This window comes from Pseudoalteromonas sp. 68 DY56-GL68 (genome assembly GCF_041414825.1).
Lineage (GTDB): Bacteria > Pseudomonadota > Gammaproteobacteria > Enterobacterales > Alteromonadaceae > Pseudoalteromonas.
In genome coordinates this window covers 230,679-251,953 of sequence record NZ_JAOCZL010000008.1, presented here as the reverse complement: position 1 = coordinate 251,953, position 21,275 = coordinate 230,679, and the positions used below count along the sequence as shown (strand labels likewise).

Here is a 21,275-nt window from a genome sequence, read left to right as displayed (position 1 = left end):
ATTTATTATAAAAACGAATACAAGTTAGGAATTACAATGAACGAAGAAAACCAGAACGCAGCAGCAGAACAACAAGCAGGTGCTCAATTCACAATTCAACGTATCTATACAAAAGATGTTTCTTTTGAGACACCAAACTCACCAGCTATCTTTCAAAAAGAATGGACGCCTGAAGTTAAGTTAGATCTTGATACTCGTTCAAATAAGTTAGAAGAAGGTGTTTTTGAGGTTGTTCTTGCTCTGACTGTTACTGCATCAATCGGTGAAGAAACAGCTTTCTTATGTGAGATCCAACAAGCGGGTATTTTCACTATTGGTGAAGTTGAAGAAGTTCAATTAGCACATATGCTAGGCGCATTTTGCCCTAACGTATTGTTCCCGTATGCACGTGAAGCAGTTTCAAACTTAGTTAACCGTGGTACTTTCCCACAACTTAACTTAGCGCCTGTTAATTTTGATGCATTGTTTGCTCAGTACATGCAACAACGTGCAGCTCAAGAGCAACAGGCTCAAGCAGACGCATAAGCAATGACTACAGCACAATCAGCTGTTACAGTTTTAGGGGCGGGGTCGTATGGCACCGCCCTTGCTATTTGCTTTGCCAGAAATGGTCACCCAGTGACTTTGTGGGGGCGAAATAGCGATGACGTTGCCACGCTTGCAGCTGAGCGAAAGAATCAACGTTATCTTCCTGATGTGGATTTTCCACAAACCCTTTCACTTGAACCTGATCTCGAAACGGCGGTTAAGGCCAGCAAGATTATTCTTGTGGTTGTGCCAAGCCATGCGTTTGCTACAACACTACAGCAGATAAAGCCATGGTTGCAAGAAGGTGCCCAAGTAGCTTGGGCTACTAAAGGACTGGAGCCAAATACAGGACGCTTATTGCAAGAAGTTGCGATGCAGGAATTAGGCGATGATATGCCGCTTGCTGTGTTGTCTGGGCCTACTTTTGCTAAAGAGATGGCGATGGGGTTACCTACTGCAATTTCTGTGTCATCAACATCCAGTGACTTTGCAAAGCAACTTGCCGAATTATTGCATTGTGGGCGCTCTTTTAGGGTGTATAACAATGACGATTTTATTGGTATTCAGCTCGGTGGTGCGGTTAAAAATGTCATTGCGATTGGTGCCGGTATGTCGGATGGCTTTGGTTTTGGTGCCAATGCTAGAACAGCCCTGATCACTCGTGGCCTTGCGGAGTTATGTCGATTAGGCTGTGCTTTGGGGGCTCGCTCAGATACCTTTATGGGGATGGCAGGGCTAGGTGACTTGATTCTAACCTGTACAGATAATCAGTCTCGAAATCGACGCTTTGGCTTAGCACTTGGCAAAGGCGAAGGGGTAGAAGCTGCTATAAAATCAATTGGTCAAGTGGTTGAAGGTTATCGAAATACTAAAGAAGTGTATTTGTTAGCTGAGCGTACTGGTATTGAAATGCCAATCACTGAGCAAATTTACAAAGTGTTGTACGAAAACAAAAATGTAAAAGAAGCAGCAATGGCGCTACTCGGACGTGAACAAAAATCTGAGTAGACCATATATAGCAACTATAGACATTAAAAAGCGCGATTTTATATCGCGCTTTTGTTTTTAAGTTAATTGCTTAGCCAATTTATTTTTGATGAACTCATTGACCTGCTCGACCTTGAGTGGCTTACTGTAGTAGTAACCTTGCTGACAGTGACACCCCATTATGTGCAGCATATACGCCTGCTCTTGTGTTTCAATTCCTTCAGCAACAACGTTAATGTTCAAATACTTTGCAAGGCGGACAATTGTTGCTGTGATATTTCTATCTTGTTCATTATTAGCAATATCTCTGACAAATGACTTATCAATTTTCAACGTATCGATAGGAAAACGCTTTAAATAGCTTAACGATGAATGTCCCGTGCCAAAATCATCTAGTGCTATTTGTACACCTAGCGATTTAATACGCCTCATTTGCTGCTCTGCAAATTGTGGGTTTTCCATCATGGCACTTTCGGTTATTTCTAGCTCTAAGCATGATGCTGGTACATCAAACTTCGCTAAGTTATCAACTAATGTATCGATTAGATTACTTTGCTGAAAGTGTAAGGCAGAAATATTAATCGCGACCTTTCCAAAGGCAAGATTTTGATGCCGCCAAGCTGCGAGTTGTTTTAGTAACTGCGCGAGTAGTAGTTGGGTAAGGGGGATAATCGCGCCATTTTGTTCCGCTAAAGGAATAAATTCATCAGGGTTAATTAAACTTCCATCTTCTTGGGGCCAACGAACTAAGGCTTCAAAACCATACAAACGGTTGTGTTGAGCGTCATACTTAGGCTGAAAATAAAGTTCGAACTCATTGTTAGTAATAGCCTTGAATAACGCACTTTCTTTTGTGAGCTCTGTTGGGTCGAGGGTATGGCGTTCTTTATCAAAAAACTGATATGTATTTCGGCCTATTTTTTTTGCATGATTTAAGGCGCTGTTGGCGCTGCGCATTAGGTTTTCGCAGTTATACGCATTCTCAGGGTAGATTGCGATTCCACAGCAAGCGGAGAGAGATGTTTCGAAACCATCAAGCATAAAAGGAGTTTTAAATTGTCGAAGTACTAAATCAGCGGTTTTTTTGGCAAAGAAAATGGTTTTATCGGAGTAAAGGTAGGGAGGGACTAAAATGGCAAACTCATCAGCGCCTAATCTAGCAATAGTAAAACCTGAGTTAAGTGCATTCGTTAGTCTACAAGCGAATTCTTTTAAAAGCATGTCACCTACTGTATGACCAAGAGAATCGTTAATTTTTTTAAAGTTGTCCAGATCTATAAATAAAATGAGGAGGCTTGGGTATTTGTCATTGCAGGCGTTGATTGCTTTATCTAACGATTCTATAAAAATAGTGCGGTTTGATAACCCTGTAACCGTGTCTTTTGTGGTGAGCCTAAGCATTGTTCGCTCATGGTTTTTACGTGCAGTGACATCAGCAAACAAACCTACATAGCGAACAAACTGCCTTGGAAATTTAGGTGTTGCTACTTTGGTAATACACAAATCAAGTGCATATGGTTGACCATCTTTGCGTAAGTTCCAAATTTCACCTGACCAATAACCATCCTGCACTAACTCTTGTTGGATCATTTGTTCGAGTTGCCGATCGCGGCCATCTTTAGTGAGGGCTTTAAACTCCTTGCCCATGACATCTTCTTTACGATAACCCGAAATTTCACAAAATGTATTATTGACCTCAATTATTTTGAAGTGCTCATCACTAACCCAAATCGCATCTTTCGACTGTGATAAAAGCGCATCAATTAACATCATTTTTTGGCTTTTTTGATTATAAATAACGGCTATAAAAAGCCCAATGATGGCCAGTAGGATAAGGAAGAGTAAAATGGGGATACTGTTAGGTACGTTTGATGCGATTGATGATGCAACGCTAACAGAATGTTGCATCATTAAAGTTATGCTGAATAAAACAGTAAAAAAGCGCATCTAGACTCGTCTTTAGGAACAGGCTTAACTTATTTAGATTAGTTCATAAAAAAGGGTCGTGCTAAAAAATTAATGAAATTCTATTAGATACGCTTTTCAATAACTTATTGACCATTCACAAAACCCAGCTGACGCCAAGACTCATAGACAAATACAGCCACTGAATTAGATAAATTCATGCTTCGACTGTCTTTTTGCATTGGAATACGTACTCGTTGCTCTTTAGGCAAAGATTGAATTAGTTCATCAGGTAAGCCCCGAGTTTCAGGGCCGAATACTAAACAATCACCAGGTTGGTATTGAGCTTGGTGATGAAACTGACTGCCTTTTGTTGTGCAAGCATAAACTTTGTTAGGCTGGCACTTCTCAAGATAAGCTTCGAAAGAGGCATGACGTTGCACATGACTAAATTCATGATAATCAAGTCCTGCGCGTTTTACACGTTTATCATCCCATTCAAACCCAAGTGGTTCAATAAGGTGTAAAGCGTAGCCTGTATTTGCACATAAGCGAATGATATTACCTGTATTAGGTGGGATCTCAGGTTGGTACAACACAATATCAAGCATTTGAATCTCATTTTTAAACAATATGATCTGCAGCTGAGTATACACGAACTAGAATAAAAAGATGATATACTCAAGATTGATAATATCTAAAGGTAAGTTGTTGTGAAACATCGTAGTTATGAGTTTTGGGTAAGAACCGCCAGTCTTGTTACGATTATGATGGTGAGTTTGATGATTGCTGCAAAGAGCTGGGCGTGGCTAGCCTCTGGCTCTGCGTCTATGTTGGGCTCGTTAACTGATTCATTGATGGATATCACAGCATCCCTAATGAGCTTTTTGGTACTTGGTTATGCGCTGCGCCCTGCTGATGATGATCATCGTTTTGGTCATGGCAAGGCAGAGGCTCTTGCGGGGCTGGCACAAGCTGCTTTTATTGCTGGCTCTGGCTGCTTCTTAGCATTTCATGGTATAGAAAGGCTGATCAACCCTGTTACGCTAAAGCACTCAAGTTTAGGTATTTGGGTGAGCCTATTTGCGATAGTGTGTACCTTGGTTGTGGTATTTGTGCAAACCAAGGTGATTAATCACACTGAGTCAATCGCTATTAAGGCAGATTCAATTCACTACAAGGGCGATTTAATACTTAATCTCGCGGTATTAATCGCGATAGTGTTAGCTAAGTATGGCATGACTTATGCCGATCCCCTTTTTGCCATTGGTGTGGCTGTTTACTTACTTTATAACAGCTGGGATATTGCCCGTGACAGTGCCGACCACTTAATGGATAAAGAACTACCTGATGAAGAAAAAGCGGAAATTCTGAGTATTGTAAACAGCCATAAAGAGGTGTTTGGCGCGCATGATATTCGTACACGCCAAGGGGGTAAAATTAAATTTATTCAGATGCACTTAGAGCTTGAAGACAACTTACCCCTTATTCGCGCACACCAAGTCGCAGATGAAGTGGAGGCGATGATAAAGGCTTATTTCGACTGTGAAATGGACATATTAATGCACTTAGATCCGCTTTCTGTTGTTAAAAAGCCACCTTACAGTGAATCACAAAACTGATAAAAGTCAGTGAGCACAGCGTGTCTTATCTCATCTCGCTCGAATAACAACTCATGACGTGCATGTGGGTAGCTTTTTAAGCGTGCTTTTTTTTGCCTATGTGTGAGCGCAAATTGTGCGGCGTTATCAACAACGGTATCTTGCTCTGCACTGGCAATGAAAAGAGGGATCGACACTTTTCTGTCTACTAATGTGGCAATGAAATCAAAAGAGGCGTTTAGCCAGCCATAGGTCACGCCACCTAATTGTAAATCAGGCTCTGCTAAATAAAGCTCTCTGAACTGCTTATACCTCACTTCACTGCTTGTGAGCTCATTTACGGCAAAGTCGACAGGTAAATAATTGTTTTGTCCAAACGCATAACTGCGGCCAAGGCCAATTAAAGAGGCTATTTTCGCGGCAAGTTTAGCAAGGGGTTTTGGGGTGCCTTTGGTATAAATATCAAACATAGGCGCTGATAAAAATGCCCCTGAAAATGTATGTTGATAACGGGACAAAAAGTCATAAGCAATTGCACAGCCCATAGAATGGCCAAGTAAAACCTGTTTGCCTTGCCAGTGTGTTTGTACCACTTTTTCGTTAAATGTAGCAAAGTCGTCAGCGTAATCACTAAAACGGTTTACATAGCCTTTATGTGTGTTTTTTAAAAGGCGGTAAGAACGTCCTTGGCCTTGATGGTCAACGATAAAGACGGCATAACCATTTTTGTATAACTCCCACAAAAGCTCTTTATATTTAAATAATGACTCGATACGACCACTGCTAATTATAATTGCTGTCGTTGCTTGCTGTGGAATTGCAAATCCATAGTATAAAGTGCCATGACGGGTCGTTAAAAAGTCTTGTTGTAACTGCTCTGAAAAAAACGTGTTTATTTTGGTTGTGTTATTAGCAAGGTTGGCTTCATCACTATAAAACATACTTAGCTCTTTATTGGCAGGCGAATTTTAACGCAAAGCCCGCCTTGTTCTTGGTTTTCGAGTATTAGCGTACCATCATGGGCTGAAATTGCATTTTTGGCAATCGCAAGCCCTAAACCTGTACCTCCTGTATTTCTATCCCTGGCATGCTCTTGACGAAAAAAAGGTTCGCATAATCTTTCAAGGTTGGCTTCATCAACCCCTTTACCGTCGTCACAAATGGTAATGTAAATCGCATCAGACTCAGACAGTATTAGATGAATGTGTTGAGTGGCATATTTAATTGCATTACGGAGCACATTCTCAAGCGCACTGGCGATGAGTGTTTCATCACAAGGCACTTCTTTTTCAATTTTTCCTTCAACGCTGAGGTGCTTATTGCACTGGTTTGCCTCAAAGCGAACATCATTTAAAACATGATCAATAATAACCTGTATCGACTGTGTACTTAGCGATAAAGTCTGACTTTTTGCTTCAAGGCGAGATACCTGTAAAACATCTGCAATCATTTTATCAAGCTGATTCGCCTCTTTTTCAATACGCTCTAAATAGGCTTGTTGTGCATCTTCTGCTTGCATCTGTGCAAGGCCTGTTGCCATTTTAAGACGCGTTAACGGAGAACGTAACTCATGAGAAATATCTGCAAGTAAACGTTTTTGCGCACTAATTAATTGCTCAAGCTGTGTTGCCATTGTATTAAAGTCGCGCCCTAATACGCCCAACTCATCTTGTCGTGAATTTGAGATATCAGCACGTGCCGTTAAGTCGCCATGCGCAAGCTTATTGGCTGTTTCTTTGAGGCTGTTGATAGGGGCTATCAGATTGCGACTAAAGAAAAAGCTCAACATAAGTGAGGCGATTACCGCAATAATGATTTTTAACCACGTTGGCATAAGCCAAAGACCTACAAATAAGGGCTTTTTACGCTTTTCATCTATTTCATAAAGGAAAAATGTTCCCTCTGGCACATCGATTTTTACAGGCCCATAAGCTTGGTATTCATCGGTAAAGATAATTTGCGGTGACATACGCTTGGTAAAGTTTAATAAACTTAAGTCTATGTCCTTAGAAATAGGCTCACTGAGCATCTCTACACCATGCACTTCACCATTTAAATACAATAACTTGTGTTTCGATAGGCGGGGATGTGAAATGACATCTTGTGTTGATTTGCCATGTTTAGCCACAATACGCTCAATACTTTTTGCCGTATATTGCAAGTTTTTAAGCATGGGGCCGCGAAGCTCATCATTACCCACGTTGCTGGTTAATTTGCTTAAAAATACCAAGGTGGTAATTGTGGCGATAACCGTTACCCAAAACCAAGCAAAAATCTTTAAAAATAAATAATGACGTGGTTTTTTAAACCAATCAGGTGTCTTCATATTACTCGCCTTGAATCAACACATAGCCGCTACCACGCATTGTTTTAATACGCTCATTATTTACATGCTCAGCAATTTTTTTGCGAATATTGCTGACGTGCATGTCGATTGAGCGATCAAAGGGAGCAAGGCGTCTGCCGAGCACTTGTTCGCTTATTTGCTCTTTACTTATGACTTCTCCTGCATGCTGAACTAGCATGGCCAAAATTTCGTACTCAGTGCCTGTCAGGCTCAATGTGTTTTCATTCACAGAGGCTTCGCGAGTCGCAAGGTTAATATGAATGCTATTTACACTTAGGGAGCTTGTTTGCTGCTGCGATAAGCTATTAATGTGTTCAATACGACGAGTTATCGCTTTTACGCGAGCTAGTAACTCTCTGTGATTAAAGGGTTTAGGGATGTAGTCATCAGCACCGAGCTCTAAGCCAAAAATACGGTCGAAGTCTTCGCCTTTAGCGGTCAGCATTATAACAGGCGTGAGCTTTTTCTGACGAAGTTGTTTTAACACTTCAAAGCCGTCCATAGATGGGAGCATGACATCAAGTAAAATAAGTTCGTAATTGTGACTAAGAGCGTGCGCTAAGCCTTCAGCACCATCATGAAAACAATCTACTGCAAACCCTTGTGCGGTTAAGTACTCGCTGAGTAGTTCGCACAACCCTGTATCGTCGTCGATCATTAATAGTTTCATTCTGACACCTGTTTATTCGTTTCTATAAGGTTATTCTACTTAGTAAATTGTGTAAAAGTGAATCTTTACATAACCTTTACACTGGTTTGCGTTCCTTTGCATTGAACTTTGTATAGTTAACTCATCAGCTCAAAACAAGCATTGAGCACAACCCAACAAAAGGTAATGATTATGACTATTTCAAATAAGCTTTCTAAATTCGTATTTGTTTGTGGTTTAGCAGCAGCCAGTGTTGCTGCAACTCCTGTTATGGCAAAAGGGGATATGCATCGTGGCATGAACCCACACGCGCGTTTTTTATTATCTGAGCGTGGTATCGATAAATTACAATTGACTGAAGATCAACAAACGCAGCTAAAAGCTATTTTTGCTGAGCAAAAAACGCAATTTAAAGCACTGCATGGTGATAAAGAAACCATGAAAGCTAATCGCGCAGCTTACAAAGAAAAGATGGATGTGCTTCTTGCAACCCAAGCGTTTGATGAAAATGCAGCAATGGAATTGATTAAAGCGCGTGAAGAAAAAACACAACAAGCTGCTTTGATTAAACTAAAATCAGAGCATGCTATTTGGCAAGTTCTTAATGCTGAGCAGCGTGAAAGCTATAAAGAAATTAAAAAGCATATGCGTAAAAAAGGCCACAAGAAAGGTCAACATCGTCCACGTGGTGAGCGCAAAGATAAACGTTCAGACAGTAAATAATTAAAAAATGCGGCTTAAATGCCGCATTTTTTACATTTTGAGCTTGAAAACTATTCTTTAAAAAACGAGTCGTCATTTTTAGCAAGCATGGCTTCGATATCTTCAATCATATCTTGGTTTAGCTCGTTGGCATTGCTAATAGGGCTCGAGATTTTATTATTCTCAAACGACCATTCACCTAGGTCGATAAGTTGGCAGCGTTTTGAACAAAAAGGGCGGTGCGGGCTTTGTTCTGACCACTCGACTTTTGCTTTACATGTTGGGCAGTTTACAACTGTTGGCATGGTTTTCTTCTCAATTAAGCTTATGCATTTTAGGTGATCTTACTAAAGCTCAGCGTGAGAATCGAGTCACGAGTTAAAAACTCGTCACACGATTTACTTCAGCCAGTGAGGTAACACCATCTGCTGCTTTTTTTAGCCCCGACAGTCTTAAGTTATTAAAGCCAGATTTAAGCGCCACCTCTGCAATTTCAAGCGAATTACCACCACGCATAATAATTTGTGCTATTTCAGGTGTGATCTGCATGACTTCATAGATACCAACACGGCCTTTATAGCCTTCGGTACAACTGTCGCACCCTTTAGGTGCAAATAATTGAATTTCACTTAATGTGTCTTTATCAAAGCCTTGGCGAATAAGCTCTTCATCGGGGAGCTTTTCTGGGGTTTTACATTTAGGGCATAAGCGACGCGCTAGACGCTGCGCAATGATAAGACTAATTGAGCTTGCTACGTTATACGCAGGTACACCCATATTTAATAAACGGGTTAAGGTTTCTGGTGCCGAGTTAGTATGCAGAGTAGATAAAACCAAGTGGCCTGTTTGCGCTGCTTTGATTGAGATTTCAGCAGTTTCAAGGTCACGGATCTCACCGACCATAACCACATCGGGATCTTGTCGTAAGAAGGCTTTCAAGGCATTGGCAAAGGTCATATCTGCTTTTGGATTGATTTGCACTTGGTTAATGCCTTCAAGATTGATCTCAACAGGATCTTCGGCGGTACTGATATTGCGCTCAGGCTGGTTCAGAATATTTAAACCAGTATAAAGCGATACGGTTTTACCAGAACCCGTTGGGCCGGTTACCAATATCATACCTTGTGGTTGCTCAAGGGCATCCATGTAGAGTTTTTTCTGCTCTGGTTCATAACCGAGTACATCAATACCGAGCATGGCACTTGATGAGTCGAGAATACGCATAACGATTTTCTCGCCCCAAAGAGTTGGTAAGGTACTGACACGAAAATCGATACTCTTTCGCTCTGTTATTTTTAGTTTAATGCGACCATCTTGAGGTTTACGTTTTTCTGCAATATCTAAGCGAGACATTACTTTGATACGTGCTGATAAACGACTTGCTAAGCTATTCGGCGGACTGGCCATTTCATGTAAGATACCATCAATACGAAAGCGCACTCGATAGCGGTGTTCATAAGGTTCAAAGTGTAAATCGGATGCACCTTTTTTAATGGCGTCCATTAATATTTTATTGATGTAGACGATGATAGGGGCATCGTCTTTGTCTTCATCGCTGCCTGAAATATCTTTAGGCTTTTCAGTTTCAAGATCGCCCAGTTCTTTAAATTCGTCTTCGCTTAAGTGCAAACCACCCGTTGCATCCAGCAGTTGTTCTATTTTATTTTCTAACTGGTTGTAATCAACCACCACCACCTCACATGATAACCCTGTACTAAATTCAAAGTTTTCAAATGCACCGTAGTCAGTAGGGTCAGAGGCTGCAATATAAAGTTTACGGCCCTTTTTAATGAGCGGTAGAATGTGATGCTCGCGAATTAGCTTTTCTTTTATCAGCTCTTCACTGATAAGCGAGACATCAAAATCTTTAATATCGAAATAAGGAACGCGAAAAAGATCGGTGCACTGCTCCGCAAGCTCATGGCCATCAATCTGGCAGCTTTTAGAAATAAGCTCAGCCGTAGAGTTGTATTCACGCTGCTTGAGTTTTACTGTTTCTGCGTCAATACGGCCAAGAGTAATAAATTTTCTAAGTAACGGTGAGTTAATATTCATTGCGCACCTTGGTTGATCCTTTCTTTGTCACAATTTATCAGAAAAAAGAAGGGTGTAACATGAGTCTTGTCTATTTCGGCAAAATAGCCAAATAAATTCACTATAAAGTCAGTTATTTATAAGTTGTGCTAGTTATTTATTCTTAACTTTTATTGAGGTTAAAACCACGCCATGTTAACTCATGGCACTTAACTGCAAATAGCCTTGGTGCAGTGCTTTAACATCATTGGCAACCTCAGTTAATGGGCGATTATTATCTAAAATGTCGTTTGCTTTTTGTTGCTTATTTTCGCGCGACATTTGCGATGCGATAATTTGCTTAGCTTGTTCGATTGATACTTTATCGCGGGCCGTTGTTCTGGCTATTTGCACATCAACTGGCACATCGATTAATAAAGTATGTGAGCAATACTGTTCAAGACCATTTTCAAATAACAAAGGAGCAACAAGTATCACATAATCGCTGGTGGCCTGCGCTAATTGCGTAAGCATCGACTCCCTTATTAGTGGGTGCATTAGAGCATTTAACCACTGTTTCTCGGCTTCATTTTCGAAAATAATCGCACGAAGTTTTGCTCTATCTAGTGTACCTTCTGAGGTTAAAATGTCTTCACTAAAATGGGCTGTTATCTGCTTTAACCCTTGTGAACCTGGTAGCACGACTTCTCTGGCAACAATATCTGCATCAATCACCGTGATTGATAGATCTTCGAACATCGCACTAATTGCACTTTTACCTGAGCCGATACCGCCAGTTAACCCTAATACCCAATTTGCCATAGTTAGTGACCCAAATAGCTAAAGTAGTAAGCTTGTATTTGTTCACCCCACAGTAAAGTAACCCAGCCAGCAATCGCAAGGTAAGGACCAAATGGAATCGGGGTCGTTTTATCTTTACCTTGCAAAATAATTTGAGCAATACCAATGATTGCGCCCACCACACTTGAAAGCAGCACAATGGTTAAGATTGATTGCCAACCTAGTAAACCACCAAATACGGCTAAAAGCTTAAAGTCACCATATCCCATACCTTCTTTACCGGTTGCTAATTTAAATAACCAATAAACACTCCATAAACTTAAGTAACCAACGGCTGCGCCAATTATGGCGTCAGAAGGGGCAATGGTGATATCCATGACTGCTGCAATGAGAGTAAGCCACACCAGTGGAAGAGTGAGCTGGTCGGGGAGTAACATATGATCGATATCGATAAATGTTAAAGCAATAAGCACCCAAGTAATAAAAATATAAAGTAGAGCAAGTTCTGTCGCACCAAAAAGCGATGCCACCACTAGGCTTAATCCTGCAGTGAGCATTTCTATGATTGGGTAGCGAACAGAAATCGCTGTTTTACAACTGCCACAGCGACCTTTAAGTAACAACCAACTAATAACAGGAATATTTTGCCATACCTTTATAGGTGCTTTGCATTTTGGGCAGGTCGAATTTGGTTTAACTAAATTAAATGGTGCTTGCTCTGTGGTATTTTGAGATGGTAATTCATCAGCTAATAAAACACGGCATTCCGATTGCCATTCTCGTTTCATCATCAGTGGTAACCTATAAATTACCACATTTAAAAAACTGCCAATACACAGGCTAACCAGCCCAACAGTTAAAAAATAAAACCACGGTTGGCTTTGCATAACAGTGGCAATATCAAGAAAGAAATTTTGCATTAAACTACCTAAAACTTTTTGTGCATTACAAGCGCAATAAATTATCGCGGGTAAATCCGCTGCTACAAGGGTGTAGTCGCGATTTTATATCGCGTTTAAGTTGCTATGCCCAATGCGCTTTATAAATTGTCGCGGGATAAACCCGCTGCTACATGGGCGTAGTCGCGATTTTATATCGCGCTTGTGTTATCAGTACCAATACGCTTTATAAATTGTCGCGGGGTAAACCCGTTGCTACAAGGGCGTAGTCGCGATTTTATATCGCGTTCAATTAACTACACCCAAATGGTAACTAGATAACAGAACCTAATTGGAAAATTGGTAAGTACATAGCCACAATTAAACCGCCAACAAGTACACCTAATACAGCCATTATTAAAGGCTCAAGTAAACTCGAAAGGCCATCGACCGCATCGTCAACTTCTTGTTCGTAAATCGTTGCGACTTTGGCAAGCATCCCATCTAATGAGCCTGACTCTTCGCCAATAGCGACCATTTGTACAACCATGTCGGGGAATATTTTAGAGTTACGCATGGCCCAGTTCATTTGATTACCTGAGCTCACTTCGGCTTTAATTTCTAAAATAGCGTAGCGATATACAGCATTGCCCGAGGCACCTGCCGCTGAGTCTAAGGCATCAACCAATGGCACACCAGCTGCAAAGGTGGTTGAGAGTGTCCGTGCGTAGCGCGCAACCGCTGCCTTATTTAAAATCATACCTACAACAGGGAGCTTTAATATCGCTCTGTCGTTGGCATCTCTGAGTTTTTTACTTTTTAAAAGGGCTTCTTTATAGGCATATCCAAAAGCAACTAGCGCGATAAGTATCATCCACCAGTATTCTTGCATAAACTCCGAAATACCGATCACCATCAAGGTAAAAGCAGGAAGCTCTGCGCCAAAACCGTTAAAAATGTCTTGGAATTGCGGCACTACAAAAATAAGTAGAATTGAGGTCACAATTAAAGCCACCACTAACACCGCAATAGGGTAAAACATGGCTTTTTTAATTTTGGATTTTAGCGCTTCGGCTTTTTCTTTATAAAGCGCAACACGGTCAAATATTTTATCAAGGGCACCCGATTGCTCACCTGAGGCAACTAAGTCGCAATATAAATCATCAAAATAGCGGGGGTGTTTGCGAAGGGCTTTAGACAGGGGGATGCCAGCTTTAACTTCGTCACCTATACCTTCCATAAGCTTGGCAACACTTTTGTTTTTAGCGCCTGAGCCAATCATTTCGATAGATTGTATTAAGGGGACGCCAGCCATCAACATAGTGGCGATTTGTCTGGTAATAAGAGCAATGTCTTTGGCGGTAATTTTTTGGACGCTTTTTATACCAAATAAAGGTTTTGGCTTACGCTTTACTTTTGATGGAGTGATGCCTTGTTTACGCAACTGTGCTTTGACTAAGGCAATACTCTGCCCTGATAGCTCACCTTCGAGTTTTTTACCACGAGCACTGACCCCTATCCATTGAAAAATGTCTAAGCTTGCGTCTTGGTTTTTTTTTGCCATTATTTTAAGCCATTAGTAAATCAAAAAGGTAGCAAAGAAGCTACCTTTTTAAAATTAAACATAAAATATCGTTATAAGAGATTAAGGAGCTGCCGCAGCTCTACAGTTTTGTGGTACGTATTTGTTAAGAGCTGCGCTGCTCACTGCGCAAACCCATGAAACACTGCCATCAGTTTGAGTCGGTGTGAAGGTTATTGAGCCAGCATCTAAATCAGTAACACCAGTTCCTTGAATTGCTGCTGTAACTAGTCCATTAGCACCAACTGTAACAGACTCTACATAAGTAGATGTGATGTCCGTAGCTGTAGATTCTAAGCCTACCGCAGCATTTGTGTTGCATGATGTTAAGGCACCAGTAGTAATCGCGCACTCGCTGACAGCGGTTTTAGCTGAACCTGCAAAAGTAATTACCTCACTCATTTTTGCTCTTGTTGTATAATCCTGATAAGCAGGCAATGCTACTGCAGCCAAAATACCGATGATTGCTACGACAATCATTAATTCAATTAGGGTGAAACCCTGTTGCTTTTGTTGTGTCATTTGTTCCTCTCCTAAAGGATATGATGTGTTGTAAGTTTAGCTGTTGGTTCAGCATTGTAAAATTAATGCTTAATCTACAGAAAAAATCTTACAGTTTTACTTAAAATTTCAATCAAACAGCCTGTTTTTGAACAGACTATCCTAAATTTTTGCTTATTCAGCGTATGTAAATTTACTTTAGCATTTATAAATGTTTTTGGAAGCTGTTTTCCCGCTAGCTAGCTGGTTTTTCAGAACTTTCCTACTTTAGTTTGAGACGGATCACGTTTTAAGTGGATCTCTGTAATAACGTGTAAATAAAATTGTTTTGTTATAACTTGTTGAGTTAATTGAAATCTTTACTTTACTGCAGAGTGAGTTGGCTTATACAGTCTCAAAGTTCTAATTAAATATATATTTTTTGTTACCAGCTCAGGCTTTTTGCGTATTTAATGCTTTTTTTATTACGGTGTCAACGAATTAGGTAAAGATTAAATACGCAAATAAAGAAGGATTAGGCGTTAAAACGCATTGATAAGTCGATTGATTGTAAATTTTTTGTAAGTGCGCCGCTTGATATAAAATCAACCCCTGCTTGTGAGTAGGTTTTCAGTGTTTCAAGGGTCATATTGCCAGACACTTCTAACTTGGCACGTTTGTCAGTTATTACCACTGCTTGTTGAATTTGCTCAACGCTAAAGTTATCAAGCATGATGATATCAGCGCCAGCATCAATGGCTTGCTCAAGCTCATTTAAAGATTCAACTTCAACCTCAACAGGTTTGCTTGGGTGATTCAATTTAGCTTGAGCAACCGCTTTATCAATGCCACCGCAAGCCGCAATGTGGTTTTCTTTAATAAGGAATGCGTCGAACAATCCAATTCGATGATTGGCGCCGCCACCGCATTTTACTGCATATTTTTGTAGTGCACGTAAGCCTGGAATGGTTTTTCGGGTATCCAATAATTGAGTTGTGGTGCCAACAAGTTCTTTTACATAATGTGCTGTGGTTGTGGCTGTGCCTGAGAGTGTTTGCACAAAGTTAAGTGCTGTACGCTCGGCTGTTAAAATCGCGCGGGCAGAACCACTGGCTGTAAATAAGGTGCTGTTGGCTGCAACGGTGTCGCCATCGTTGACTAACACATCCACCTTTACAGATTCATCGACCTGTTTAAACACTTCTAAAATGATGTCTTTACCACAAAACACGCAGTCTTCGCGAGTAATAACTTTGGCATTGGCTTGTTCATTTTCTGGAATAAGCTGTGCGGTGATATCACCGTCATTTGCTGATTGGTAATTAAGGTCTTCATCTAGCGCAAGTTTAACTAACTGGCTAATTAAAGAGTGGGGAACAGACATGTCAAAGCTCATTGTGTAGTAAGAAGTTAGCAAAATTTTACTATGTTTAACTCTTGATTAGAAGATATAGGCTCGCTTGTTTTTGGCAACTAGACCCAAGGTTGTTAAGCCATTACACTGTTTAACTTTCTTGTCATGGTTAGTTTTTAGTATGTATATAGATGATCTAGGTCGATTAAACACGGTATTACAGCGCTCATCTAGCCATTGCGATGAACGCCCAGATGGTGAAGTCTCATTGCTTGTTATACATAATATTTCATTGCCAGCAGGGCAGTTTTTAACCCCTTATGTTGATGATTTATTTATGGGCTGTATTGATTGCAATGCCCATGAAACGTTTAGTGATTTACAGGGGCTTAGGGTCTCGGCTCATTGTTTTATTCGCCGTACAGGTGAGGTTATTCAATATGTGCCTTTTGAAAAGCGAGCTTGGCATGCTGGTGTGTCAATGTTTGAAGGACGAGAGCAGTGTAACGATTTTAGCGTGGGGATTGAGCTTGAAGGAACAGATAAAACCCCCTATACCCAAGCACAATATAATGCATTACAATCACTAACAAAGGCGTTAATTTATAAGTATCCAGCTATTACACGCTCACGCATTGTTGGGCATTGCGATATTGCTCCAGGTCGCAAGACGGATCCAGGCGAGAGCTTCGACTGGCAATATTATTTTGATTTAGTGTTTTAAAGGAAATAGGTAACAAGATGATCTTAATTTCAATCATTATTGCGCTAGTCATAGAGCGTTTGGGCGCGCGTGCTGATTATTGGCAAATTAGTCATTATGCAAATAGTTACCTAACGCTTTCAAATAAGCAGCTGTCGAAGAAGGGGTTATTTTACTCTCCAATTGGCTTTTTAATTTGGCTGATGTTGCCGGTACTTGCAATTGCCATTGTTTTTCAGTTATCTGATTCAATTATTTGGCAATTAGCGATTAATGTTGTGGTGTTGTTGGTGTGTTTTGGCTGTTCAAAACAACGAGCACTTTATAAGTCGTACTTAAATGCATTAACGCGCAATGACCTTGAAGCGGCAAGTTTATATGCACTACAAATCGGGCAAAAGAAGCTTGAAGATGAGCCGCAAGGCGAAACCTTCGGCCAAACATTAGCATGGCTTAATTTTCGGTTTTATTGCGCAGTGATATTTTGGTTTGTCATTTTAGGTGTGCCAGGTGCTGTTTTGTATGCTTTAGTACGTACTTATGCTGATAAAGTACGGGATGACCATCGTGTAATTTATGCAAAGCGTTTCAAACTTATTCACACATTACTATTTTGGCTTGATTGGTTACCTGCACGTGTTGCGAGCTTTGGTTACTTAGTAATTGGTAACTTTAATAAGGGAACCAGTTGTTGGCTTAAGTATGTTTTAGATTTTTCAGTAAGCAACCGCAAAGTAGTGACGCAAACAGCCCTTGCAGCCGAACAAATTGAGCAACAACATTTTGGCTGTACTTATGAAGCAACCTGTATGATGAAATTAGTAAAACGAAACGTCTTGTTCTTTTTAGTGATCATCGCCGCATTGACCTTGTTTGGTGGTTTAGCGTAGTCGCGATTTTATATCGCGCATGGTTTTGTCATTTGTTTCGAGGTGTCGCGGGGTAAACCCGTTGCTACAAGCAGGTTTATTTCGTATTTTTGCAATTCACCATCTGGTCTGACCATTTCTTTTTTATTTATTTTTCCTTCCGAAATAGTCACTTTATTCCATACTGTTTAATCTTTAGGCTAATTAAGTTAGGGTGTAACTAGTCGCTAAGGGTGTGAAATTGACAGAAATACGGCTTTTTGATACCGTATGCACCAAATTTGGTATGACCAATTTACCTTTTGGTCAAGGCGCAAGGCTAAACACCCTGTATTTAGTGGGCTTAGCATTAAACAATGCGGACGTTGATAAATGTCTTTAAAAATTAAAGCTGCAAAATTATCTGATGTAATTTTACAACAACTTGAGAATATGATTCTTGAGGGGTCGTTAGCACCAGGCGAAAAGTTGCCTCCTGAGCGTGAGTTAGCGAAACAGTTTGAAGTGTCGCGTCCCTCTTTGCGCGAAGCGATTCAAAAGCTAGAAGCGAAAGGTTTGGTAACGCGCCGTCAGGGTGGCGGAACATTTGTAAAAAATCAGCTTGAAGAAGGGCTTACTGATCCACTCTTTGATTTGATTAGTAAACATCCCGAGTCACAATTTGATTTACTTGAATTTCGTCATGCACTAGAGGGGATTGCTGCTTATTATGCTGCGATGCGCGGCACGACGAATGATTTCAAAAAAGTAAAACAGAGTTTTGACAATATTGCGCTTGTGAATGATGACATTGTACAAAAAGCGAAAGCAATTAATGCTTTTCATTTTAGTGTCGCTGAAGCATCACACAATGTTGTATTACTGCATTTAGTACGTGGTATGCAGGCATTGCTTGAACAAAATGTATTACAGAATTTAACTGTATTGTTAAAAAAACCACATATTAGTCAAAAGCTTGCTGAGCACAGACAGTTTTTGATGGATGCGGTTATAGAAGGAAACCCAGAGCAGGCACGTCTTGCTAGTAATGCTCACTTAGCCTTTATCGAAGAAGCCTTACTTGAGGCTGGCAAAGAGCATTCGCGGATTGAACGTAGTTTAAGACGCACCAAACAACATTAAGCAAGTGATTAGCTAAGTTTAGTTAACTACTTAATTTAAGATTTATTAAAATAATTAGTATTTTAAACATAAGGAAACCTCCATATGTCTGAAGTCAATAAAATTGACGTAGACGCGCTAGAAACACAAGAGTGGTTACAAGCCCTTGAATCTGTTGTGCGTGAAGAAGGTGTAGAACGTGCTCAATTTTTACTTGAGCAAGTGTTAGAGCAAGCCCGTTTAGACGGTGTTGATATGCCTACTGGCACAACTACTAACTACGTTAATACCATTCCAGTAGATCAAGAACCGGCGTATCCGGGCGATGTAAATGTTGAACGCCGTATTCGTTCAATCATCCGTTGGAATGCGATCATGATCGTATTACGTGCGTCGAAAAAAGATCTAGACTTAGGCGGCCATATGGCTTCTTACCAGTCTTCTGCTGCATTCTATGAAGTATGTTTTAACCACTTCTTCAAAGCACCAAACGATGTAGATGGCGGTGACTTAGTTTATTATCAAGGTCACATTTCTCCTGGTATTTATGCCCGTGCATTTGTTGAAGGTCGTTTAACGGCTGAGCAGCTTGATAACTTCCGTCAAGAAGTTGATGGTAAAGGTCTTCCTTCATACCCACATCCTAAATTAATGCCTGAATTCTGGCAGTTCCCTACGGTATCAATGGGTCTTGGTCCAATTGCATCTATCTACCAAGCGCGTTTCTTAAAATACCTCGATGGTCGTGGCTTAAAAGACACTAAAAACCAACGTGTGTACGCTTTCTTAGGCGACGGTGAGATGGATGAGCCAGAATCACGTGGTGCAATCTCATTCGCTGCGCGTGAGAAGCTAGATAACCTATGTTACCTAATCAACTGTAACTTACAGCGTTTAGATGGCCCAGTAATGGGTAATGGTAAGATCATTCAAGAGCTTGAAGGCCTATTCAAAGGTGCAGGCTGGAATGTAATTAAAGTTGTATGGGGTAGTGGTTGGGATATCCTACTTGCTAAAGATACAACAGGTAAATTACTACAGTTAATGAACGAAACCATTGACGGTGATTACCAAACATATAAAGCGAAAGACGGTGCATACGTTCGTGAGCACTTCTTCGGTCGTTACCCAGAAACAGCAGCACTTGTTGCTGATATGACTGATGAAGAAATCTTCGCACTTAAGCGTGGTGGTCATGAGCCATCAAAACTTTACGCTGCATTCAAAAAAGCGGAAGAAACCAAAGACCGTCCAACGGTTATCCTTGCTAAAACTGTAAAAGGTTACGGCATGGGTGAAGCGGCTGAAGGTAAAAACATCGCGCACCAAGTTAAGAAAATGGATATGACCCATGTTGAGCATCTACGTTCACGTTTAGGTCTACAAGACTTAGTTTCTGATGAAGAAATTAAAGACTTACCATATCTAACACTTGAAGAAGGCTCTGAAGAGTACAAGTATCTTCACGCTCGTCGTGATGCGCTACAAGGTTACACACCTAAGCGTATTCCTAAGTTTTCTGAAAGCTTAACATTGCCAGAAGTTGATGCGTTCAAGCCACTACTTGAAGAGCAAAAGCGTGACATCTCAACAACAATGGGCTTTGTACGTGCACTTAACGTGTTACTAAAAGACAAAGGCATTGGTAAAAACATCGTTCCTATCATTGCTGATGAAGCGCGTACATTTGGTATGGAAGGTTTATTCCGTCAAATCGGTATTTATAACCCGCATGGCCAAAACTATACGCCGCAAGACCGTGACATCGTTTCTTACTATAAAGAAGCAACATCAGGTCAGGTACTACAAGAAGGTATCAACGAGTTAGGTGCAATGTCATCATGGGTTGCTGCTGCAACATCATACAGCACTAACGATTTACCAATGATCCCATTCTACATCTACTACTCAATGTTTGGTTTCCAACGTGTAGGTGATATGGCGTGGATGGCTGGTGACCAACAGGCACGTGGTTTCTTACTCGGTGCTACGGCAGGTCGTACTACATTAAACGGTGAAGGTTTACAGCATGAAGATGGTCACAGCCACATTCTTGCTAACACAGTCCCTAACTGTATTTCTTATGACCCAACGTTCGCATACGAAGTAGCGGTCATCATGCAAGACGGTATCCGTCGCATGTACGGTGAAGATCAAGAAAATGTGTTCTACTACCTAACGCTGATGAACGAAAACTACCATCAACCAGCAATGCCAGAAGGCGCAGAAGAAGGTATTCGTAAAGGTATTTACAAACTTGAAACTGTCGCTGGCGATAAAGCAAAAGTGCAGTTACTAGGTTCAGGTACTATCATGATTGAAGTACGTAAAGCAGCACAGATCCTGAGCGAAGAGTATGGCATTGGTTCAGATGTATTCTCTGTAACCTCATTCAATGAGTTAACACGTGATGGTCAAGACGCTGAGCGTTTCAACATGCTTAACCCAGAAGCAGAGCAAAAAACTGCTTACATCACCAATGTATTAGGTGACTCTGTGACTGTTGCAGCAACAGACTACATGAAGAACTATGCTGAGCAAGTTCGTTCATTTGTACCAAGCAGCAACTATAAAGTATTGGGTACAGATGGCTACGGTCGTTCGGATAGCCGTGAAAACCTACGTCGTCACTTTGAAGTTAATGCGGGCTATGTTGTGGTTGCAACATTATCTGAGCTTGCTAAACGTGGTGAAGTTGAAAAGTCTGTGGTTGTTGAAGCAATCAAGAAATTCGACATCGACACAAACAAAGTAAACCCGCTATACGCATAAGAG

General features: G+C 40.7%; 20 protein-coding genes. 8 read left to right on the top strand and 12 right to left on the bottom strand.

All coding sequences use genetic code 11. The features are described from left to right. Window positions 1-36: 36 nt before the first annotated feature. Window positions 37-525 (top strand): protein-export chaperone SecB, encoded by a 489-nt coding sequence (secB, locus tag NYF15_RS06470; protein ID WP_062570056.1) that lies wholly within the window; start codon window positions 37-39, stop codon window positions 523-525. A gap of 3 nt (window positions 526-528) precedes the next feature. Continuing rightward, window positions 529-1,536 (top strand): NAD(P)H-dependent glycerol-3-phosphate dehydrogenase, encoded by a 1,008-nt coding sequence (gene gpsA / locus NYF15_RS06465; RefSeq protein ID WP_371353104.1) that lies wholly within the window; start codon window positions 529-531, stop codon window positions 1,534-1,536. A 57-nt stretch (window positions 1,537-1,593) separates the two neighbouring features. Here the strand turns inward: gpsA and NYF15_RS06460 are convergent, their stop codons facing one another. Beyond that, a complete protein-coding gene (locus tag NYF15_RS06460; RefSeq protein WP_371353103.1) occupies window positions 1,594-3,288 on the bottom strand; it encodes a putative bifunctional diguanylate cyclase/phosphodiesterase in 1,695 nt (564 codons plus the stop codon). Window positions 3,289-3,566: 278 nt separating this feature from the next. Continuing rightward, window positions 3,567-4,031 carry a tRNA (uridine(34)/cytosine(34)/5-carboxymethylaminomethyluridine(34)-2'-O)-methyltransferase TrmL gene (trmL, locus tag NYF15_RS06455; RefSeq protein WP_130150706.1) on the bottom strand — a complete coding sequence of 155 codons (465 nt, stop codon included), beginning with the start codon at window positions 4,029-4,031 and terminating at the stop codon, window positions 3,567-3,569. 102 nt (window positions 4,032-4,133) lie between these two features. Between trmL and NYF15_RS06450 the strand changes: the two genes are divergently transcribed. Beyond that, window positions 4,134-5,042 (top strand): cation diffusion facilitator family transporter, encoded by a 909-nt coding sequence (locus NYF15_RS06450; protein ID WP_130150707.1) that lies wholly within the window; start codon window positions 4,134-4,136, stop codon window positions 5,040-5,042. Here NYF15_RS06450 and NYF15_RS06445 read toward each other — a convergent pair. Genes NYF15_RS06445 through NYF15_RS06435 form a run of 3 tightly spaced genes read right to left on the bottom strand, consistent with a single transcriptional unit; the run spans window position 5,021 to window position 8,038 of the window. Beyond that, on the bottom strand, window positions 5,021-5,962 hold the full coding sequence (locus NYF15_RS06445) for an alpha/beta fold hydrolase (protein WP_371353102.1): 942 nt from the start codon (window positions 5,960-5,962) through the stop codon (window positions 5,021-5,023). The two genes, NYF15_RS06450 and NYF15_RS06445, sit on opposite strands and share 22 nt — an antisense overlap. A gap of 2 nt (window positions 5,963-5,964) precedes the next feature. Continuing rightward, complete coding sequence (locus NYF15_RS06440) at window positions 5,965-7,347, bottom strand: ATP-binding protein (RefSeq protein ID WP_371353101.1); 1,383 nt, start codon at window positions 7,345-7,347, stop codon at window positions 5,965-5,967. A 1-nt stretch (window position 7,348) separates the two neighbouring features. Beyond that, window positions 7,349-8,038 (bottom strand): response regulator, encoded by a 690-nt coding sequence (locus NYF15_RS06435; RefSeq protein ID WP_371353100.1) that lies wholly within the window; start codon window positions 8,036-8,038, stop codon window positions 7,349-7,351. A gap of 171 nt (window positions 8,039-8,209) precedes the next feature. Between NYF15_RS06435 and NYF15_RS06430 the strand changes: the two genes are divergently transcribed. After that, the gene (locus NYF15_RS06430; protein WP_237120530.1) at window positions 8,210-8,740 is read left to right on the top strand and encodes a Spy/CpxP family protein refolding chaperone; all 531 of its coding nucleotides are present in this window, start codon (window positions 8,210-8,212) and stop codon (window positions 8,738-8,740) included. Window positions 8,741-8,790: 50 nt separating this feature from the next. Here NYF15_RS06430 and yacG read toward each other — a convergent pair whose 3' ends face one another. The 7 genes from yacG to nadC form a co-directional block, all read right to left on the bottom strand. Further along, window positions 8,791-9,024, bottom strand: a complete 234-nt coding sequence (yacG, locus tag NYF15_RS06425) for a DNA gyrase inhibitor YacG (protein WP_130150711.1) — start codon at window positions 9,022-9,024, stop codon at window positions 8,791-8,793. 73 nt (window positions 9,025-9,097) lie between these two features. Continuing rightward, window positions 9,098-10,774, bottom strand: a complete 1,677-nt coding sequence (gene pilB / locus NYF15_RS06420) for a type IV-A pilus assembly ATPase PilB (RefSeq protein ID WP_062570063.1) — start codon at window positions 10,772-10,774, stop codon at window positions 9,098-9,100. A 174-nt stretch (window positions 10,775-10,948) separates the two neighbouring features. Then, entirely contained in the window at window positions 10,949-11,554 is a 606-nt protein-coding gene (coaE, locus tag NYF15_RS06415; protein ID WP_371353099.1) for a dephospho-CoA kinase, read from the bottom strand. Between the two features lie 2 nt (window positions 11,555-11,556). Beyond that, window positions 11,557-12,453 (bottom strand): A24 family peptidase, encoded by an 897-nt coding sequence (locus NYF15_RS06410; protein WP_276574300.1) that lies wholly within the window; start codon window positions 12,451-12,453, stop codon window positions 11,557-11,559. A gap of 292 nt (window positions 12,454-12,745) precedes the next feature. Beyond that, window positions 12,746-13,975 (bottom strand): type II secretion system F family protein, encoded by a 1,230-nt coding sequence (locus NYF15_RS06405; protein WP_371353098.1) that lies wholly within the window; start codon window positions 13,973-13,975, stop codon window positions 12,746-12,748. Window positions 13,976-14,056: 81 nt separating this feature from the next. After that, complete coding sequence (locus NYF15_RS06400; RefSeq protein ID WP_371353097.1) at window positions 14,057-14,515, bottom strand: pilin; 459 nt, start codon at window positions 14,513-14,515, stop codon at window positions 14,057-14,059. Between the two features lie 493 nt (window positions 14,516-15,008). Continuing rightward, window positions 15,009-15,857 (bottom strand): carboxylating nicotinate-nucleotide diphosphorylase, encoded by an 849-nt coding sequence (nadC, locus tag NYF15_RS06395; protein ID WP_237114811.1) that lies wholly within the window; start codon window positions 15,855-15,857, stop codon window positions 15,009-15,011. 151 nt (window positions 15,858-16,008) lie between these two features. On the opposite strand from nadC, the gene ampD reads away from it, so the two are divergent. The 4 genes from ampD to aceE all read left to right on the top strand — a co-directional run bounded on the left by ampD (window position 16,009) and on the right by aceE (window position 21,272). After that, entirely contained in the window at window positions 16,009-16,551 is a 543-nt protein-coding gene (gene ampD, locus NYF15_RS06390) for a 1,6-anhydro-N-acetylmuramyl-L-alanine amidase AmpD (protein WP_371353096.1), read from the top strand. Between the two features lie 17 nt (window positions 16,552-16,568). After that, window positions 16,569-17,420: a beta-lactamase regulator AmpE gene (gene ampE / locus NYF15_RS06385; RefSeq protein ID WP_371353095.1), complete on the top strand. Its 852-nt coding sequence runs from the start codon at window positions 16,569-16,571 to the stop codon at window positions 17,418-17,420. Between the two features lie 351 nt (window positions 17,421-17,771). Next, complete coding sequence (gene pdhR / locus NYF15_RS06380) at window positions 17,772-18,521, top strand: pyruvate dehydrogenase complex transcriptional repressor PdhR (protein ID WP_062570071.1); 750 nt, start codon at window positions 17,772-17,774, stop codon at window positions 18,519-18,521. An 84-nt stretch (window positions 18,522-18,605) separates the two neighbouring features. Further along, the gene (aceE, locus tag NYF15_RS06375; RefSeq protein WP_130150720.1) at window positions 18,606-21,272 is read left to right on the top strand and encodes a pyruvate dehydrogenase (acetyl-transferring), homodimeric type; all 2,667 of its coding nucleotides are present in this window, start codon (window positions 18,606-18,608) and stop codon (window positions 21,270-21,272) included. Window positions 21,273-21,275: the final 3 nt, after the last annotated feature.

Coding starts and splice junctions, on each gene's coding strand:
- NYF15_RS06410 (WP_276574300.1), bottom strand. CDS start 12,453: ATGCAAAATTTCTTTCTTGATATTGCCACTGTTATGCAAAGCCAACCG.
- aceE (WP_130150720.1), top strand. CDS start 18,606: ATGTCTGAAGTCAATAAAATTGACGTAGACGCGCTAGAAACACAAGAG.
- pdhR (WP_062570071.1), top strand. CDS start 17,772: ATGTCTTTAAAAATTAAAGCTGCAAAATTATCTGATGTAATTTTACAA.
- NYF15_RS06460 (WP_371353103.1), bottom strand. CDS start 3,288: ATGATGTTAATTGATGCGCTTTTATCACAGTCGAAAGATGCGATTTGG.
- NYF15_RS06440 (WP_371353101.1), bottom strand. CDS start 7,347: ATGAAGACACCTGATTGGTTTAAAAAACCACGTCATTATTTATTTTTA.
- secB (WP_062570056.1), top strand. CDS start 37: ATGAACGAAGAAAACCAGAACGCAGCAGCAGAACAACAAGCAGGTGCT.
- gpsA (WP_371353104.1), top strand. CDS start 529: ATGACTACAGCACAATCAGCTGTTACAGTTTTAGGGGCGGGGTCGTAT.
- NYF15_RS06430 (WP_237120530.1), top strand. CDS start 8,210: ATGACTATTTCAAATAAGCTTTCTAAATTCGTATTTGTTTGTGGTTTA.
- yacG (WP_130150711.1), bottom strand. CDS start 9,024: ATGCCAACAGTTGTAAACTGCCCAACATGTAAAGCAAAAGTCGAGTGG.
- nadC (WP_237114811.1), bottom strand. CDS start 15,857: ATGTCTGTTCCCCACTCTTTAATTAGCCAGTTAGTTAAACTTGCGCTA.
- trmL (WP_130150706.1), bottom strand. CDS start 4,031: ATGCTTGATATTGTGTTGTACCAACCTGAGATCCCACCTAATACAGGT.
- NYF15_RS06400 (WP_371353097.1), bottom strand. CDS start 14,515: ATGACACAACAAAAGCAACAGGGTTTCACCCTAATTGAATTAATGATT.
- coaE (WP_371353099.1), bottom strand. CDS start 11,554: ATGGCAAATTGGGTATTAGGGTTAACTGGCGGTATCGGCTCAGGTAAA.
- NYF15_RS06445 (WP_371353102.1), bottom strand. CDS start 5,962: ATGTTTTATAGTGATGAAGCCAACCTTGCTAATAACACAACCAAAATA.
- NYF15_RS06435 (WP_371353100.1), bottom strand. CDS start 8,038: ATGAAACTATTAATGATCGACGACGATACAGGGTTGTGCGAACTACTC.
- ampD (WP_371353096.1), top strand. CDS start 16,009: ATGTATATAGATGATCTAGGTCGATTAAACACGGTATTACAGCGCTCA.
- pilB (WP_062570063.1), bottom strand. CDS start 10,774: ATGAATATTAACTCACCGTTACTTAGAAAATTTATTACTCTTGGCCGT.
- ampE (WP_371353095.1), top strand. CDS start 16,569: ATGATCTTAATTTCAATCATTATTGCGCTAGTCATAGAGCGTTTGGGC.
- NYF15_RS06405 (WP_371353098.1), bottom strand. CDS start 13,975: ATGGCAAAAAAAAACCAAGACGCAAGCTTAGACATTTTTCAATGGATA.